Origin of the sequence: Acinetobacter albensis (assembly GCF_900095025.1) — a bacterium.
GTDB classification, from domain to species: Bacteria; Pseudomonadota; Gammaproteobacteria; order Pseudomonadales; family Moraxellaceae; genus Acinetobacter; species Acinetobacter albensis.
This window is the reverse complement of sequence record NZ_FMBK01000001.1, coordinates 93,123-111,741: the sequence shown is the minus strand read 5'-3', so window position 1 is coordinate 111,741 and position 18,619 is coordinate 93,123. Positions and strand designations below refer to the sequence as shown.

The window sequence follows — 18,619 nt, the reverse complement described above, 5'->3', positions numbered from 1 at the left end:
TTAAAATTGCAGTTGTGCACGCATGGCTGCAAGAATTTCACGCCAAATAGGTTTGAGGATCTGTACTTGTTGCATGCAGTAATCATAAAAGCCATAGCAAAGTGCGATACCGAGGATCAAGCCTAAAGCGAAACCTAACTTAGGTTGGTTTAGCCGTTGTCCGACATACCAAATCAGTGCCATGAATGCCCCCATGAGTAGGCCACCAATATGTGCAGCATTATTAATACCCGACATCGTAAAACCAATAAATAAATTAATGGCCATAATCATGACTAAGGTTTTTTTATCTAAGAGAAAGCGTTGTTTGGGTAATATCGGTAGCAGAGATAAAATAGTTAAGGCACCACCAATGCCCATTACCGCACCCGAAGCACCTGCACTCACTGTGGGGAACAGCTTAGGGTCATTACTTTGCAGCAACTCAAAGGTATTTTGAATATCAATAAAACCGCTCAGCAAGCTGCCCATTAAACCTGCCAAAATATAGAGGCCCAAATAGTAAAAGCGTCCCAAAAGTTGTTCAGCTACACTGCCAAAAATATACAGCGCCCACATATTGAGCATCAAATGAATTAAACCAAAATGAAAAAACATGCTGCTAAAAAGACGCGTAGGTTCCTCTAAAAAAGTTAAAGGTGCGTAATCGGCTCCCCAATCAATCGCATCGACTAAACTTGGGCTGGTAATATTGACGCCTGAGAGTACTTGCCAAATAAATAAACCGACATTGACGGCAATAAAAAATGCAGTTAACCACCAAAGGTGAACTTCTGGTTTACTTCGAATATAGGGTGGCGAGTGTTCAGGCATGCTATTCTTTTATAATCTTTGCTATATTTGGCATTAAGCTTAGCATGAAAAAAATAAATTTTTGGGAGTAACTTACTGACATGAAAGCTTTTATTGTTCGTAGTTTGTTAATACTTGTCAGTTTAGTGCTTTTAGTACAACTTTGGATATTTACAAGTTTGGTCTGGTGGAGAACGCATTCTGTAGAAACCACCATGATGATGCGTTTGGATTACTGGTCTGAACCTTCAAAGCCGATAAAACATGAATGGCGCGATTATGACCAAATCAGTGATTATGTTAAGCATGCAGTGGTTGCAGGTGAAGATGGCAAGTTTTTGCAACATCATGGTTTTGATTGGGCTGGCATTCAGTTTGCTTTAGAACGTAATAAAGACAAAGGCAAAGTGGTGGCAGGTGGCTCGACTATTTCTCAGCAATTGGCAAAAAATTTATTTTTATTTAATCAGCGATCTTTTCTGCGTAAAGGCCAAGAGGCCATAGCCACATGGATGATGGAACGTATTTGGTCTAAACAACGTATTCTAGAAGTCTATTTAAACTCGGTTGAATTTGGCGATAATATCTATGGGATAGAAGCAGCAACTCAGCATTATTTTGGGCGAAGTTCAAAAAGTTTATCACGTGAACAAGCAGCATTTTTGGCAGCCATTTTGCCTAATCCAAAATATTATCAAGATCATCGTGATGACCGAAAATTATTGAATAAAAAACGCATGATTCAAAAATATATGCGTTATAGCAATATTCCTTAATTCAAAAATTGTAATAAAAAGCCCGAATATTTGGGCTTTTTTTTATGAAATTGTCATAATTATAAAGCATACTGATCAAGATATGGATCACTTTCAAATAAGCATAGGTTAGGCATGAATACTGCAGCTGGCACACCTGCTACACAAACAGAATATACATATAATGATCGTTACATTAATCGTGAACTTTCTATTTTAGATTTTCATTTACGTGTGCTTGAGCAGGCTGTCGATCCTTTACATCCTTTACTTGAGCGGATGAATTTCTTGTTGATTTTTTCTCGTAATCTGGATGAGTTTTTTGAAATTCGTTTTGCCGGATTGATGGAGCAACTTGATTTAGGCAATGAAAGTCGGAGTCCAGATGGTCTGACGCCTAAACAAGTTTTAGAAACCATTTCCAAAACTGCCCATGCTGCCATTGAACGTCAATACCGTATTTTAAACGAAGAAATTTTACCTAAATTACGTGAAGAAGATATTTGTTTCTTGCGCCGTGGAGAATTAACACCTGCACAATCGGCGTGGGTAAAAAAATATTTTCAAGAACAAGTGGCACCTGTATTAACCCCGATTAGCTTAGATCCTGCACATCCATTTCCACGCTTGGTCAACAAAAGTTTGAACTTTATTGTGACTCTCGAAGGGAAGGATGCATTTGGTCGTCAAATTGATTTAGCTGTTGTACCTGCACCACGCTCATTGCCACGTGTGGTACGTTTACCTGATGAATTAACCGATGGTAAAGAGCATCATGTTATGCTCTCTGCAATCATTCATGAACATGTCTCAGATTTATTTCCGGGAATGACAGCGACGGGTTGTTACCAGTTTCGGGTCACACGTAATGCAGATTTGGCTTTAAATGAAGATGTGGAAGATTTAGCGCAAGCTTTAAAGGGGGAGTTGAATTCACGTCGTTTTGGGCGTGCAGTACGTTTAGAAGTGACGCATAATTGTCCTGAGCATATTTATCATTATTTACTGAATGAATTTGATCTGGATAAAGAACAGCTTTATAAAGTAGAAGGACCAGTCAATTTGGCACGGTTACTGTCAAATTTTAAGCGTCCTCATTTACGTTATGATTCACATACGCCTATTATTCCAAAAGTCTTAAAAAAATCTGAAAATATTTTTTCTGCCATGCAAAAGCAAGACATTTTGCTCCATCACCCGTTTGAATCATTTGCACCCGTGATTAATTTATTGCGTGAAGCGGCCCGTGATCCGCAAGTACTGGCCATTAAGCAGACGTTATACCGGAGTGGGCCAGATTCCGAAATTGTTCAGGTGCTCGCAGAAGCTGCGCGTAATGGCAAAGAAGTAACCGCAGTGATTGAGCTACGTGCACGCTTTGATGAAGAGTCGAATATTGAAGTTGCAAATGTACTCCAAGAAGCAGGTGCTGTCGTGGTCTATGGCATCGTGGGCTATAAAACCCATGCCAAAATGATTTTGGTCGTGCGCCGTGAAAATAATAAATTGGTACGTTATGTTCATTTAGGCACAGGTAATTATCATGCGGGTAACGCACGGATATATACCGATTATGGTTTGCTCACCACAGACAAAGAATTATGTGAAGATGTGCATCGTATTTTTCAGGAATTGACGGGCATGGGTAAAATGGCCAAACTGAAAAAACTACTTCATGCACCCTTTACCTTACATGCGCAACTTATAAATTATATTGATGAAGAAATTGCCAATGCACTAGCAGGTAAATCTGCACAAATCATTGTTAAAGTGAATGCTTTAACTGAAGTCCAGCTGATTAATAAATTATACGAAGCATCACAAGCGGGTGTGCAGATCGATTTAATTATTCGATCAATTTGCTGTTTACGCCCAGGTTTGCCGGGACTGTCTGAAAATATTCGTGTTCGTTCGATTGTTGGGCGCTTTTTAGAGCATACTCGGGTTTATTACTTTGGGAATAATGGCAATCCACGTATTTACTGTTCAAGTGCAGACTGGATGGATCGTAATTTATTTAACCGTGTTGAAGCGTGTTTTCCAGTAGAAGATCCAGCCTTGAAAAAGCGGATTTATCAGCAAGGTTTACTGACCTATTTAAAAGATAATCAGCAAGCATGGCTGCTTCAAGGAGATGGTACTTGGGTACGTGCACAGCTTGCAGATGGGCAAGAACCACATAATGCGCAAAGAGTTTTATTGAGTAGTATTAAATAGCTCAATCAAATTCTAAATTGAAATAAAAAAAGGAGCATATGCTCCTTTTTTATCAAAAAATTCTTAGTGAAGATGTTGGGTGATTTTTTGCAAAATTTGTAATAGCACATCAAATTCGCTTTGCAACGGTGTGCTCTTACGAGTCAACAGTGCAAGAGTGCGGCTAGGTGCAGCATCAATTGATTTCACGACTAAATCTGGATTGGCTTTAATCATATTGGTATGAATTGCAATTTCAGGCAATAAAGTAAAGCCTAAATTTGAAGACACCATTTCGACCAAAGTCGGTAATGAACTGGCTTTTAACCGGTGATCATTTTTGCGTTCGCCTATTGGACAAGCACTCAAAGTATGATTACGTAAGCAATGACCTTCTTCAAGTAGCACTAAACGCGATAAGTCTAAGTCATCTAAAGAGGTTGCCGTGTTTGGATTGTGGTCTGTTTTATTACAAACCAAATAAAGATTTTCTTTAGCAATTTCAGCGACTTTTAAACCTCGAGTATCAAAAGGAAGTGCCAAAACAATCATATCTAGATTGCCATGTTCCAATTTTTCAACAATTTTTTCACTTTGTGCTTCATGCAAATGCAGTTGAATTTTAGGTAATTGTTTATGCACTTCATCTAAAAGTTGCGACAAAATGAAAGGGGCAATGGTGGGAATAATGCCTAAATGCAAATCACCCGTTAAAGGCTCGCTCATCTCACGACTTAAACGCATCAAGTCCTGTGCATCAGCCAATAGAACACGGGCTCGTGCAACGACTTGCTCGCCCAATGGCGTTAAACGTACATTTTGGCGGTCGCGCTCAACGAGTACCCCACCTAACAAACGCTCTAATTCCATAATCCCGCCTGACAAAGTCGATTGGGTGACAAATGAACGGCGCGCAGCTTCAGTAAAATGCAGCGTTTCAGACAGCGTAACAAGATATGACAGCTGTCTTAAAGAGGGTAATGCAGCCATAGTGTCCTAATGTTCTAATTTAAAGTGATCAGCAAATAGTCCGCTTAGATGTGGAATAAAATGCGGAGGGATATCATGCCCCATTCCATCAATTAATTCAAACTTCGCATTTGTAATTGCCTTTGCAACGGCCTTTCCATGACTCGGGGGTAATAAACGATCACGAGAGCCATGTACCACAAGGGTCGGTTGCTGAATTTGCTTACCTAAAGGTAGCAAAGAACCTGTACATAATATTGCTAAAAACTGTTGAAGTACACCCGCTGGATAATAACTTCTCCGATATAATTTTCTGGCAGTCTGGATAATTTCAATTTGATTGATATATCCCGGTGAACCAATAATATTAAAAACCTTTACACTGTGGTTCACAATACCTTCTTCATCTGAAGATTGAGGTCTGCCGATGAGGCTAAAGAGTTGTTTTGGAAAAGGCGGGGCCAATAATGGTTTATTGTTGCTGGTAAACATTAAACCAAGAGTGGACACTTTTTCAGGATAACGAGCAGCTAAAATTTGCGCAATCATGCCTCCCATGGAAGCACCAATAACGGATACTTTTTCTAATCCTAAATGCTCAATTAATAAAGCTGCATCTTCAGCCATGTCGTATAGATTATAAGGTGCACCTTGATTGCCCAGTCCTAAAGCAAAGCGTCCCATCAATTTAAACGTATTGAGTCGTGGACCTGCATGACGAATTTTTGATGATAACCCGATGTCACGATTGTCAAAACGTATGACTCGATAGCCTTGATCAATGAGTGATTTACAAAAAAAGTCGGGCCAAAACAGCATTTGCGCACCTAAACCCATAATCAGCATAATGGGAGGATGTTCAGGATTTCCTCCCATTTCTACATGTAGCTCAATACCATTACTTAATTTAATTTTTGTTTCATGCATAAAAGAAGTATAGGGTGAGCCTGTAAATTTTAGTGCGCTATTCATTGTTATTTTCCTAAAAAGGACACTTTTAAAAAAATGTCCTTCATATTTAAACCTCAAACGGATGCAGGAATCAAGTCGGGGACAAGTTTAGTCAGTGTTAAGCGTTGTTTTGCAGCAGTAGCTCCTAACAGCACAAAACCACGTAAAGTGTCCTGTTGATCAGTTGCTTTAGCAATCATGCCATCCTCAAGCTCTTCGGTTGTCCACGTGACATCTACATCGATTGGAGCAGGCAATACAGTGAGTGGCGCTGTTGGTGTTTTAACTGCTACAGGCATCGCTGGATAATGAACCTGTGTGTGTTCACCATTTAAAGTTTTTGCTAAAGCACGTGCTTGTTGCATGATGGGCATGACATAAGGCAATAATAAACCATTCACTTCAGCACAATCCCCAATCGCATAAATATCAGCTTGATTGGTTTCTAAAAGCACGTTGGTTACAATACCACGGCTACACAGAATATCTGCTGCTTGCGCCAATTCTAAATTAGGTTGTAAACCAATAGCTGAAAGCACAATATCCGCAATCACAGACTGACCATTGGCCAAAGTGATTTGATAATCACCTTTTTCAATTTTAATAATTTTTTCTACGGTCGTGCCTAGTACAAAATGAATGCCAATATGTTCTAATTTCTCTTGGAATGACGATGAAACATATTCTGGAATTAGGCGGCCCAAAGGTCGAGCTGCCAAATCAATAACTGTGACCTGATGTTCTGTATTTTGTAAGTCATTCGCAAATTCGCAGCCAATTAAACCTGCACCCAAAATTACCACACGTTTGTCTTCACGAATCGCTAAATTCTCACGAAATTTTTTGTAATCGTTCAGATTATTCACCACATGAATATCATCACTACCATCGCCTGCAATGGCCAAACGGATCGGATTTGCGCCTACAGCCAATACAAGTTTCGAATATGTCTGAATATTCTGTTGTCCATTTTTTTCTAAGACAAGTTGATGCTGTTCAGCGTGTATTTCTTTGACCCACGTATTTGACTCAATACGCATTTTGAGCTGATCACCCATTTTAATTGCATCGCCTAAAGCAATTTGTTCAGGGGCTTTTTTTCCTGCTAATGCATTAGACAGCGTAGGTTTTGCATAGTTTATCGCGTCATCTGCACAAATCATGACCAGTTCATGCTCGGGATTTAGCTTGCGAAATTCACGTGCTGCGGTATAACCCGCCATTCCTGAACCAATGATGACGACAGGATGCATATTATTCTCCATATTTTATCAGATATACAAAAGACCATTCACTCTGGTCTTTTGTCTTAATCATTAGATTTCAACCATTTCAAAATCAATTTTTGATACACCGCAATCTGGGCAAGTCCAGTCATCTGGAATATCATCCCATTTTGTACCTGCAACAATACCATCTTGTGGCCAACCTTCAGCTTCGTCATAAATCCATCCACAAACGATGCATTGATACTTTTTCATTTGACTCTCCATAGCACTGACTTTTTAAAATGAAGCCAGTAAAAATTTCATATACAGCTTGACTCTATTGATATGACTTTGATGTACATATTCAAGCGAATTCTTACGCAGTTCTAGCATTAATGTAAAGTAAATATCGGATTTTAGGGTGGGAATTTAAAATCGGAATGGCTGAGCAGGACAAATTGTGTCATAAAAATGCGAAAAATGATTTTATGTCTAACAATCTTCAGGAAGTTGAATAGATTGACATACCTAAAAAGTATTTTAAAACTTTATGAAGAGTGCAGTTTTATAGTTTGACTTGTATGTGATTGTCACTAAAGCATACAAAGAGGTGATTTATTTATTTTTTAATCTATGCAGGTTAAATTAAGTTGCGTTTAAATTTATTATTCATATTTTAAATCAAATATTTATAAGGATTATTTTTGTTGTGTGCTTCGAAGTTAAGAGTAGTTCACTGGTCATTTACGTGATAAAACGGTAAAATTCACATATTGTTTTTTGATATTTCTCTCCCTTATGATGCCTATGTCTACAGTTTTGTGGTCTCACATTCGTCTTGTTCACGATTTTCCTAAACCTGGAATTTGCTTCTTTGATTTGACGCCTCTTTTCATGGAAAATATTGAGTTATTAACCGAGGCTTTAATTGCGAGTATTCCCGTTGAACAACTGGATGCAGTTGAAAGTTTTGTTGCTGTTGAGGCACGTGGTTTTGTACTGGCCAGTTTATTGGCACAACGTTTAAATAAAGGTTTATTACTGGTTCGTAAAGCTGGAAAATTGCCGCCACCAGTGGTAGGTGTGGGTTACAGTCTAGAATATGGAATGGATCGTTTAGAAATGTCTGCTGAGGTGCGTCCTCAAAAGATCATTATCGTTGATGATGTGTTGGCAACAGGCGGTACGCTAAAAGCAGTGCAGCAATTGGTAAATAAGTGTCAGCATGAAATTTTAGGCGCCAGTATTTTCCTTGATTTACCCGATTTACATACAGATTTAGGTTTGAAAATTTGGTCAGTTCTAGATGATAAATCTCAGCCCAAACAAGACGTGGCTTAAGTCGATTAAATAAATAAAACCTTGCTTGACGCAAGGTTTTATTTATTTAAAAAATGAATCTGCATGTGTTGAATCAAACTATTTAAATTTTCAGGACTGGCCAAGCGATGATGCCCACCTTCATAGGCTTGAACCAACATATAAGGTTCGAGTTTCCCCCGTACTGCATACATATCTAAGATTTCATCGCCTAATTCCAAGTAGGCAATCTGTGCCACTTCGTGTTCCAAATCATCTTCATCAATCGGTGGATAGTCTTCACGAAAATTTGGACTTAAACTTGGGTTGGCAATAATCGCAGGAATTTTGTGTAACACTGACATTTTTAAAGCCCAATATGCACCTAGACTATGACCAACTAAAATTTCAGGTTGAATTTTAGCAATAATGTCACGATAAAAATTGGCAACGGTTTGAAAATTTAAATTACGATAATCTATCTCAATGCAAAATTTTTGATTGGCATCAATGGCATGGAATTTTGTCGATTCACGATTAGAATCGAGTCCATGTAAAAATAATATTTTTGAAGTGCATGCATTCATTGTTGTAGGATTCACACTATTTTTATACACCGAAATAAAAAGACTGAAATAGTTTCTTTTTCAACTATTTCACTTCGATGATTGTAGGCAACTCTACTGAATAAAGAAGTTAGATTTTGGTCTAATGCTGAGTATTGAAAGCTGAAAATAACAAAATGTATGCTAGTTATTCTCCATTAGGCGAATGAAATAAAACCTTTATAGAGTAAAAATTTTGTTGCTCTTTTCTTATACATAGACATAGCCCACAATAAAAAATATCCTTAACATGAGGAACGAGAGAAGAATGCTCAGTAAAGGCTTTAATGAAAGAGTGGGGTCACAATATGACACTCAACATTCTTTTAGAAATTTTGAAGAATAAAGATTTGATGGACCAATGAGCTCAAAAGAAGTTTGAATGGGTCAAATTCTGGGTTGAAAACTAAATCAATTGATAAGAACTCTTATGCTGCAGATTAAAAAAATCTGATGAGATTAATTTTAAAAATCATATTTTAGATAAATCAATTCTTTGGAGAGGCAATATTTCATACGAAATTTTGACTACATCTGCTATGCTATGTAACTTCCGTTTTTTACTATATTTGAGGCAGAGATGACGCAACATAACGCTCAATCGACTTCTGAACAACCTATTTCCGAAAACGATTTAATTGCACAGCGTCATGCCAAGTTAAAGCAGATAGAAGAACAGGCAAAGGAAAAGGGAATCAGCCCTTGGCCAAATACATTTAAGCGTGAACATTATGCGCAAGATTTACAAGACCAATTTGCTGAACAGTCTAAAGAAAACATTGAAGCAGGCGAAAAAGTTTATGTAAAAGTGGCTGGTCGTGTCATGTTGAACCGTGGCTCGTTCATTGTCATTCAAGATATGACAGGTCGCATTCAATTATATGTCGCGCGTAAAGAATTAGCACCAGAAGTACTTGAGAGTATTAAAGGTTTAGACCTCGGTGATATTATTGCTGTCGAAGGTTATATCGGGCGTTCTGGCAAAGGCGATTTGTATGTACATATCGAACACTTTGAACTATTAACCAAGTCGCTGCGTCCACTTCCAGACAAATTCCATGGTTTAAACGATACAGAAATGAAGTATCGTAAACGTTATTTAGACTTGATGGTCAATGACGACACACGCAAAACATTTGAAATTCGTGCTCAAGTCGTTGCAGGCATGCGTGCTTATTTAGCGAATGAACGTTTCATGGAAGTTGAAACGCCCATGATGCATGTAATTCCAGGTGGCGCCTCTGCACGACCATTTGAAACACATCACAACGCACTAGATATGCCACTATTTTTGCGTATTGCCCCTGAGCTTTACTTAAAACGTTTAGTAGTGGGTGGTTTTGAGCGTGTATTTGAAATTAATCGTAACTTCCGTAACGAGGGAGTTTCAACACGTCATAATCCAGAATTCACCATGATTGAATTCTATCAAGCTTATGCAGATTATAAAGACTTGATGGAATTGACAGAAAATATGCTAGAAAAATTGGCGTTAGATATTTTGGGTTCAACCGATGTGCCATATCAAGGTGAAGTCTTTAGCTTCAAAGGGCCATTTAAGAAAATCTCAATGTTCGATGCTATTCTTGAACATAATCCGAACCTTACACCAGAAAATGTAGCTGATCGTGAATTCTTAGCGAAATTTATTCAAGAAGAATTAAAAGAAAAAGTTAAACCTGGTTTTGGTTTAGGGCGTCTGCAAACGATTGTGTTTGAAGAAACGGTGGAAACAAAGCTGCGTCAACCAACCTTCATTACTGAATATCCAGCAGAAACTTCGCCATTGGCACGCCGTAATGATACGAATGCGCATATTACGGATCGTTTCGAATTCTTTATTGGGGGGCGTGAATTGGCCAATGGCTTCTCAGAATTAAATGACCCGATTGATCAAGCAGAACGTTTCCAAGCACAAGTGGAAGAAAAGGATGCGGGTGATGATGAAGCAATGCATTACGATGCTGACTTCATTGAAGCACTAGAATATGGTCTTCCTCCAACTGCGGGTCAAGGGATTGGTATTGATCGTTTAGTTATGTTGTTTGCTGATGCAGCTAGCATTCGTGATGTTATTTTATTTCCACATATGCGTCATAAAAACTAACCTTAGTCACAAAATGATAAAAAACCCGCTTAAATGCGGGTTTTTTTATAGATAATTACAACAATACTAAACTTGAATCATTGCAAAAAATGCTCAAAGAAAATAAGGTGTTTGTATAATTAAGCTTTCAGAATGTAATGAAAATGTTTGTTAAAAAAACACTATTGGTCGCGATGTTAACGAGTGCATCTTCAGCATTATTTGCTCAAGGACTGGTTTTAAATGATCAAAATTTAAGAACAGATCTAAATTGGTTGAATCAACAAGGTGTGATTCAAATTAGTACTTCAACTTGGCCGATGAGCGGTGATGAAATTCAACGCTCGCTAAAGTCTGCACAAGTTTCTAATAATACTCAGCAAAAAGTGATTAATTCTGTACAAGCGGCATTAAATGCAGATAACAATATGTTTAAGGCCGGTTTATTTGCTGAGTCTGATTCAAAAAGTATTCCACAAGCATTTGGTGATAAACAGAAAGCCCAATATCAGGCTGCATTAGAATTCAATGCGGGTAATGAAAATTGGGATGCTAAAATTCGTGTCAATGCAGAGAAAGACCCACAGATTGATAATGGTCAAGATGTAAACGTTGAAGGCTCGTACCTTGCTGGGAAATTATGGAATCAATGGGTTATCGCAGGCCAAATTCCGACGTATTGGGGCCCTGGGCATGATGGTAGTTTGATTCGTGGTGATGCCAGTCGTCCTGTGTATGGTGTTACTCTACAGCGTGCAGAACAGTCCGCATTTGACACAAAATGGTTATCATGGATTGGACCTTGGCAATATCAAGCTTTTGGTGGGCAACTAGATGATTATAAAGCGATACCCGATGCAAAATTGGTGGGATTACGTTTAACAGCACAACCTTTACCCTATTTAGAATTAGGTGCTTCACGTGCCATACAATGGGGTGGTGAAGGACGACCTGAAAGTCTAAGTTCACTTTGGGATGCTTTTGTCGGTAATAAAGATAATGGGGGAACAGGAGAACCTGATCCTTCGAACCAAATTGCAGGTTTTGACGGACGCTTAAATTTACAGCCTTTATTTTCTGTCCCGATGAGTATGTACGGTCAATATGTCGGTGAAGATGAAGCAGGCGGTTTGCCTTCTAAAAAAATGTACCTTGCTGGAGTAGATTATTCATCTCACTTCAACAATATGCCTTATCAACTTTATACCGAATGGGCTGATACACGAACCAATGGTGATGTGCGCGGTATTTCTTATAATCATAGTGTATATACAGATGGTTATTATCAGCATGGTTACCCACTTGCACATGCAATGGGTGGAGATGGTGAAATGATTTCAGTGGGCGGAGACATTCGTTTTGACCCTATGAACCGATTAAGTGGACGAGTACTTTTTGCAAAAGTAAATCAATCTGAACGTTTAACCAATCGGGCATTTCCAGAAAAAGACGAAATTAAAGCTTTAGATTTAACGTGGTCACATTATTTAAAACCTGAAATTCCATTAAAAATTAATGGTTGGTTTAGTGATTCAGATATCAATGGAAATGATGGTGGTGCTTCGATTGGAATAGAATTTCCTTTAGATAAAACACTTTTTAGTTATTAATTTAGTCAGTCATTTTGGTTTTAAAAAGTCCTACTGAAGTAGGACTTTTTTTATTTTATATTTTAAAATAAGGTAAATACTGTCGAATAAAAATACATCTACCAATATTTCTTCTTAAATTTGAAAACAAAAAAAACGCAATGATTGGGGTGATCATTGCGTAGAACAACGAATCTGTTTACACAGTTTCGGTTAAGGAGAATGTCAAAACTCTTTAGAGTCTTAAACAATGAAAGCATCATAAAATGAATGATCAGTCATTTCATGATGCTTTGAGTTAAGTTGTGTTAATTAAAGTTAATCACTTTAGGTGAGTGTGATCCATGGCGCTTATTTATAGAGTAAAATTTTTCTAGATTAAAGTAATCTGAATGGATGATGGGTCTTTATGATTGAATCCTAGCGCCTTGTTGATTTAAGAAGATTGAGGGGCTTATCCTTTTAACTCGAATACTGAGAATTGTTTATTGGCGTGATATTCAATTGGATAATTAAATATCAACTGCATGTATGAAAATTATTTGGTAGATAAAATTTAAAGTATGTAATAAGTCTAATTTTATATTCAATAAGATTATAAATTTTAAAAAACCAGTCAATTAAAAAAAGACTGGTTTTTTACTCATAAGAGTGCTTTTAAAATAATGAATTAGAAGCGGAAAACACCTAACCCTTCTTTAATTTCATCTAAAGTATTTTGAGTAATGATACGACATTTATCTGTGCCATCTTTCAAAATATCCATAATGTAGTCTGGGTCTTTTGCAAGCTCCATACGACGCTCACGAATAGGTGTAATCAATTCTTTAAGCACACCCTCAAGACGTTTTTTTACGGTTCCATCACCTAAACCGCCGCGACGATAATGTGCCTTTAATTCTTCAACTTCTGCTTTATTTGAATCAAAAGCATCTAAATAAGTAAATACAATGTTGCCTTCAACTTGACCTGGATCTTCAATTCTTAAATGATTCGGGTCGGTATACATGGCATTGACTGCTTTTTTGATATCTTTGTCAGATGCATCAAGCACAATAGTATTACCCAAAGATTTTGACATTTTGGCTTTGCCATCAAAACCAGGTAGACGACTCATATTTGAAAGTAGAACTTTACACTCTGGTAAAACATCATGACCAATTTGTCGATTTAAGCGACGTACAATTTCATTGGTCTGTTCAATCATCGGAATTTGATCATCACCGACAGGAACGACTGATGCTTTAAAGGCAGTGATGTCAGCCGCTTGTGCAACTGGATAGCATAAGAAGCCTGCAGGAATATCACGTTCGAATCCACGGAGCTGAATTTCTGCTTTAATCGTCGGATTACGTTCTAAACGTGAAACGGTCACGAAATTGAGGTATAACATGGTCAGTTCATTCAGAGCAGGCAAGCATGACTGAACACAAATAGTGGTTTTAGTTGGATCAATCCCGACAGCCAAATAATCGGTTGCAACTTCAAGAATATTACGACGAACCTTTTCGAAGTTATCAGCATTGTCAGTTAAAGCTTGAGCATCAGCAAGCAGCAGATGTTGGTGATGAGAATCTTGTAATCCTACGCGAGAACGCAAAGAACCTACAAAATGACCTAAGTGGAGTTGTCCCGTCGGGCGGTCGCCAGTCAAAATAACAGGACGATTGTCTTGATTACTCATGATCTCTTTATTCCAAAATTGTTAGCACAACATGTATCTGCTGATGAATGGCTATATTGTACGGTATTATTTTTTTTTATGTCAGGCACTATAAAAATACAATATAGAAAAAATGGCCATAATTTAATGAAGTTGATACAGTTTTTTTAAAAATTTGTATTTAATATACTCAATATAAACATTAAGGATAAAAACAATGGCGAGCAGCTTATTAATATTATTAGATGATATTGCAACAGTACTTGATGATGTTGCTGTGATGAGTAAAGTTGCAGCAAAGAAAACGGCTGGGGTTTTGGGAGATGATTTGGCCCTGAATGCACAACAAGTCAGTGGGGTACGTGCTGAACGTGAATTACCTGTGGTGTGGAGTGTAGCCAAAGGTTCCTTTATTAATAAATTAATCTTGGTTCCTTTAGCCCTACTCATCAGTGTGGTTGCCCCATGGTTAATCAATCCACTTTTGATGATTGGTGGTTTATTTCTATGTTATGAAGGAGTCGAAAAAGTTCTTCACAGCTTACATCATAAAAAAGCTAAAACTGAACAAGCTGCTGAGGCTGAATTGAATGCCATAGAAACTGATTTAGCGACATTCGAAAAAGATAAAATCAAAGGTGCAGTTCGTACCGATTTTATTTTGTCCGCTGAAATTGTGGTGATCTCATTGGGAACAGTGGCAGCTGCGACTTTTGGTACTAAAGTCATGGTGCTGTCTGTGATTGCCATTTTAATGACAGTAGGTGTTTATGGTTTTGTGGCCATGATTGTCAAAATTGATGATTTAGGTTTATATTTAACCGAGCAGGCATCTTCACTTAAACAAAGCATTGGGCGTGGATTACTTGCCTTTGCACCTAAATTAATGAAAACGCTAACGATCGTAGGTACAATTGCGATGTTCTTGGTGGGTGGCGGTATTATTACCCACGCCGTTCCTGTTTTGCATCATTTAACTGAAAACTCAGTCAATCATATTGAGCATATTCCCACTTTCGGCAGTATTATCGGGCCACTGACCCCAACTTTAATTAATTTTGTCCTGGGATTTATTGCGGGTATTCTTGTTTTTTTATTGGTGAGTATAATCAAAAAGTTTTGGCCAAAATCGAACAAGACTGCATCATAAAACGATATAAAATAAGATAAATACACGCTGAAGGAATATTACTATGCGCTGGAAAGGACGTCGTGTAAGTTCAAATGTGGAAGACCGTCGCGGTGGAGGCGGAGCTAAAGCAGGGGGAATAAGTATTTTAGGCCTAGTGGTTGCTTTTGTGGCTTGGAAATTTTTTGGCGTTGACCCGCAACAAGCTTATCAAGCAACCAAACAAGTGACTTCACATTCTCAGGTAGCTGAAACCCAAGGTTTGGATAATCCTACACCAGAACAGCAAGAAGCCATGGATTTTGTTGGAACAGTTCTAGCAGATACTGAAGATACGTGGACGCAAGTTTTTCAACAGCAGCTAAATAGCCAATACGTTGCCCCTAAACTGGTGATGTTTAGTGGTGTGGTGAATTCAGGTTGCGGTACAGCACAATCGGCGATGGGACCTTTTTACTGTCCCACAGATCAAAAGGTATATATCGATACCGCTTTTTTTAAAGATATGCGTCAACAAATGGGTATTACGGGTGAGCAAAATACGACTGAACTATCACGTCAAGATCAAGCGGGTGATTTCGCCCAAGCTTATGTCGTTGCACATGAAGTTGGACATCATCTACAAACATTATTAGGTATTTCAGAACAAGTACAGAAAGCACGGGCTCAATCGAGCGAAGTACAAGGCAACCAACTTTCAGTACGTCAGGAATTACAGGCAGATTGTTTTGCTGGCATTTGGGCCAATCATAACCAACAGCGTACCCAATTTTTGGAAGCTGGAGATGTTGAAGAAGCGATGGATGCAGCGCATAAAATTGGTGATGATTATTTACAAAAGCGCTCAACAGGGCAAGTTGTACCCGATAGCTTTACACATGGCAGTAGTGCACAGCGGATGCAATGGTTTCAAACAGGTCTGAAATCTGGGCAGATCAATGATTGTGATACTTTTAATCAGACAATTTAATCAGGTCAAAAAAGAGGATGTGTGCATCCTCTTTTTTATTTCTAAATTTAAAGTGCTATCGGCTTAAAAATTTTTTAAAATTTCGTATAATTTTAACTGATACATACAGCGCCGCAAATGCAAAAAGTAAAATACTAAAAACAATATATTTTAATTTTGAAATATCATTTTGATAAAACTGCTGAATGTGTGCTTTGGAATAATGCAATTGTTGCTGTTTTTGAGTACGACTATCTTGATAATTTAATTGCTGAATATAGGTATGCTGACCTATTTTAAGCAAATCAATTTGACTGATTTGTCGAGTGTGCAGCTGATTGTACTCATCTGTGCAGATATCTTTTAAATAAGGTTCACAATTAATTTTGCTGATAAAACCATTATTAGCAATCACTATGAAAATAGATTGATCGGGACGTTTATTGTTTGAAACCAAAACCAATTGTTCGCTTGAACTTGATTTAAGTGAAAGCATTTTTGCCTGTTTAAAATTTTTCTCAGCGTTTAAAATTTCCTGAGTTTTTGAAAAAACACTCACAAATAAAGCCACGGTAATAATAAAGATAACCACCGCAAAAAAAAGTCGAAATATGGTTTTAACAGTTTGATGCATAGATAAGTTCAACTTAATGCGGAGAGTGGGAGGAGTCTAAGTAGACTAAATCTTCTAAGACGTGTCTATATTAATTGATGGCGATAAATATGTAAAAAAACTTAACTATTTTGTGGGTTAAATAAAAAATGGTTAAACTGTTTCAGCTCATTCATATTAATCAATTCATTATTTTCGATACCCCTTGGATAAATTCACTTTATTCCAATCCTGCGCATACATTGGAACGTTAATGGGAAATTTCTTTTTTCTTCAGGTTTTTACAGTTATTTTTGCTCTCTCGATTGCCACTACTATTTTTAATAAGCGTATTTTAGGTTTTCCTCAAGCGATTGGTGTACCGATTGTTTCAGCAATTTTCGTTTTTATCTTGCAGTGGGGGGCAAGCTTGCTGAGTGGTAACCAGTTTATTACCATTAATATCCATAACATTGAAGAAGCTGTCCGTCATATTGATTTTTATGATTTTTTAATTAACGGGGTTATTTGTTTTATCCTGACCTCTTCGGCTTTAAAGTTTAAAGTTTCAGATTTAAAAAGTCATTGGAAGCCCATCAGTATTTTAGCCAGTATTGCACTGGTTCTTTGTGCAGTTTTTTTTGGGGTAACTTTGTATGGATATCAATTTCTAATTGGAAATCAAGTCGATTTACTGGTTCTGCTTTTATTGGGTGCTGCACTGGGTGCAACTGACCCAATTGGGGTAAAAGGGGTTTTAAGTTCGGTACGCGCGCCTCATCATCTCATTGTAAAGCTTGAAGGAGAATCCTTGTTTAACGATGCAATGTGTATTGCCGTCTTTATGACCTTGTTAAATGTGTTGCAAGGTGAGCATTTCACCATTATTGGTACTTTGGAAACCTTACTGTATGAAATTGTGGTAGCAGTCATAATCGGTTGGGGTTTTGGACTCGGAATTTTAAGATTACTTCGCGGTAAACACGAAATGGAATCCTTGATTTTAACCACAGCCTTATTGGCATGCGGTGCATATCTGGTCGCATTATTAGCACATGCTTCCGCACCAATTGCTTGTGTTATTGGCGGTTTAGTGGTGGGGAATAAATGGAAGGAAATTCTACAAGAACGTGAGATTCGAGAAGTAAATCATTTTTGGCATACCGTGGAAGGGATTATTAATTCATTTTTGTTTACTTTAATTGGTCTAGAGTTGTTTATTTTAGATTTAAGTATCAGTCTGATTTTAGGCGGTATGGTGGCCTTTATGATTTTGCATGCTTCTCGCTTTGCTGCAAATTATTTATCCTTCGCATTTTTTCCCAGTTTTCGAAATAAAAGTTATAACGGCAGCTTGGCTATTTTATCTTGGGGTGGTGTGAGAGGCGGTATTTCATTGGCTTTAATTTTAGCCGTGGCCAATATTCCTGAGCTGAGTGAATATAGTAGTATTCTGATTGGATATACGTTTATTGCTGTTTTAATGTCTGGACTGGTTTGTGGTTTAGGCTTGCCTGCGGTGATGAATGCTTTTTATTATAATCCGCATGAAGAAAAGAATGGGTTTAAAGGCTGGTATCAACGACTTTGTCATAAGATGAATAAAAAAGGTTTCCAGTATATTGTTGGCGAAGATGCACATGGAAATGAAACCATTACGGTGTACAACCCCGATGCTTTGATTGACCAAAAAGCAGATGATGGTGTGGCTGTGATGCATAATCCAGAAAAGGTACATGCTGTAAAACGAATGGAAAGTCCGGATAATTTTTAATACAGTGTAAACAGAGGATAAAAGCCCAAGGTGTGGGCTTTTATCATCAAGTTAATTCGTAG

The 18,619-nt window shown here is 37.7% G+C and carries 16 protein-coding genes; 8 read left to right on the top strand and 8 right to left on the bottom strand.

Annotated features, from left to right (window positions below):
* Positions 1-813 (bottom strand): rhomboid family intramembrane serine protease, encoded by an 813-nt coding sequence (locus GA0116959_RS00505; protein ID WP_092717167.1) that lies wholly within the window; start codon positions 811-813, stop codon positions 1-3.
* An 80-nt stretch (positions 814-893) separates the two neighbouring features.
* Between GA0116959_RS00505 and mtgA the strand changes: the two genes are divergently transcribed.
* On the top strand, positions 894-1,568 hold the full coding sequence (gene mtgA / locus GA0116959_RS00500; protein ID WP_092717164.1) for a monofunctional biosynthetic peptidoglycan transglycosylase: 675 nt from the start codon (positions 894-896) through the stop codon (positions 1,566-1,568).
* A gap of 114 nt (positions 1,569-1,682) precedes the next feature.
* Positions 1,683-3,764, top strand: coding sequence for a polyphosphate kinase 1 (gene ppk1 / locus GA0116959_RS00495; protein ID WP_092717161.1), 2,082 nt, complete (start codon positions 1,683-1,685; stop codon positions 3,762-3,764).
* A gap of 63 nt (positions 3,765-3,827) precedes the next feature.
* On the opposite strand, the gene oxyR is transcribed toward ppk1, so the two are convergent.
* From oxyR to rubA, 4 genes are all read right to left on the bottom strand, one after another.
* The gene (gene oxyR, locus GA0116959_RS00490; RefSeq protein WP_092717158.1) at positions 3,828-4,733 is read right to left on the bottom strand and encodes a LysR family transcriptional regulator OxyR; all 906 of its coding nucleotides are present in this window, start codon (positions 4,731-4,733) and stop codon (positions 3,828-3,830) included.
* A gap of 6 nt (positions 4,734-4,739) precedes the next feature.
* Positions 4,740-5,684 (bottom strand): esterase EstB, encoded by a 945-nt coding sequence (estB, locus tag GA0116959_RS00485; protein WP_053578454.1) that lies wholly within the window; start codon positions 5,682-5,684, stop codon positions 4,740-4,742.
* Positions 5,685-5,737: 53 nt separating this feature from the next.
* Positions 5,738-6,916 (bottom strand): NAD(P)/FAD-dependent oxidoreductase, encoded by a 1,179-nt coding sequence (locus GA0116959_RS00480; RefSeq protein ID WP_092717155.1) that lies wholly within the window; start codon positions 6,914-6,916, stop codon positions 5,738-5,740.
* 63 nt (positions 6,917-6,979) lie between these two features.
* Positions 6,980-7,144: a rubredoxin RubA gene (gene rubA, locus GA0116959_RS00475; RefSeq protein WP_004694381.1), complete on the bottom strand. Its 165-nt coding sequence runs from the start codon at positions 7,142-7,144 to the stop codon at positions 6,980-6,982.
* Between the two features lie 525 nt (positions 7,145-7,669).
* Here rubA and GA0116959_RS00470 point away from each other — a divergent pair.
* Positions 7,670-8,212 (top strand): adenine phosphoribosyltransferase, encoded by a 543-nt coding sequence (locus GA0116959_RS00470; protein ID WP_092717153.1) that lies wholly within the window; start codon positions 7,670-7,672, stop codon positions 8,210-8,212.
* A 38-nt stretch (positions 8,213-8,250) separates the two neighbouring features.
* On the opposite strand, the gene GA0116959_RS00465 is transcribed toward GA0116959_RS00470, so the two are convergent.
* Positions 8,251-8,757, bottom strand: a complete 507-nt coding sequence (locus GA0116959_RS00465; protein WP_092717150.1) for a YqiA/YcfP family alpha/beta fold hydrolase — start codon at positions 8,755-8,757, stop codon at positions 8,251-8,253.
* Between the two features lie 598 nt (positions 8,758-9,355).
* Between GA0116959_RS00465 and lysS the strand changes: the two genes are divergently transcribed.
* Together lysS and GA0116959_RS00455 are read left to right on the top strand one after the other, a co-directional pair.
* Positions 9,356-10,882 (top strand): lysine--tRNA ligase, encoded by a 1,527-nt coding sequence (lysS, locus tag GA0116959_RS00460; RefSeq protein ID WP_053578450.1) that lies wholly within the window; start codon positions 9,356-9,358, stop codon positions 10,880-10,882.
* A gap of 143 nt (positions 10,883-11,025) precedes the next feature.
* Positions 11,026-12,471 carry a capsule assembly Wzi family protein gene (locus GA0116959_RS00455; protein WP_092717519.1) on the top strand — a complete coding sequence of 482 codons (1,446 nt, stop codon included), beginning with the start codon at positions 11,026-11,028 and terminating at the stop codon, positions 12,469-12,471.
* A gap of 649 nt (positions 12,472-13,120) precedes the next feature.
* On the opposite strand, the gene trpS is transcribed toward GA0116959_RS00455, so the two are convergent.
* Entirely contained in the window at positions 13,121-14,134 is a 1,014-nt protein-coding gene (gene trpS / locus GA0116959_RS00450; protein WP_092717147.1) for a tryptophan--tRNA ligase, read from the bottom strand.
* A gap of 196 nt (positions 14,135-14,330) precedes the next feature.
* Here trpS and GA0116959_RS00445 point away from each other — a divergent pair, with 196 nt between their 5' ends.
* Both GA0116959_RS00445 and ypfJ read left to right on the top strand, forming a co-directional pair.
* A complete protein-coding gene (locus GA0116959_RS00445) occupies positions 14,331-15,263 on the top strand; it encodes a DUF808 domain-containing protein (RefSeq protein WP_092717143.1) in 933 nt (310 codons plus the stop codon).
* A 43-nt stretch (positions 15,264-15,306) separates the two neighbouring features.
* The gene (ypfJ, locus tag GA0116959_RS00440; protein ID WP_092717140.1) at positions 15,307-16,212 is read left to right on the top strand and encodes a KPN_02809 family neutral zinc metallopeptidase; all 906 of its coding nucleotides are present in this window, start codon (positions 15,307-15,309) and stop codon (positions 16,210-16,212) included.
* 55 nt (positions 16,213-16,267) lie between these two features.
* Here ypfJ and GA0116959_RS00435 read toward each other — a convergent pair whose 3' ends face one another.
* Positions 16,268-16,825: a hypothetical protein gene (locus GA0116959_RS00435; protein WP_092717137.1), complete on the bottom strand. Its 558-nt coding sequence runs from the start codon at positions 16,823-16,825 to the stop codon at positions 16,268-16,270.
* A gap of 232 nt (positions 16,826-17,057) precedes the next feature.
* On the opposite strand from GA0116959_RS00435, the gene GA0116959_RS00430 reads away from it, so the two are divergent.
* Entirely contained in the window at positions 17,058-18,557 is a 1,500-nt protein-coding gene (locus GA0116959_RS00430) for a cation:proton antiporter (protein WP_092717134.1), read from the top strand.
* Positions 18,558-18,619 lie beyond the last annotated feature (62 nt).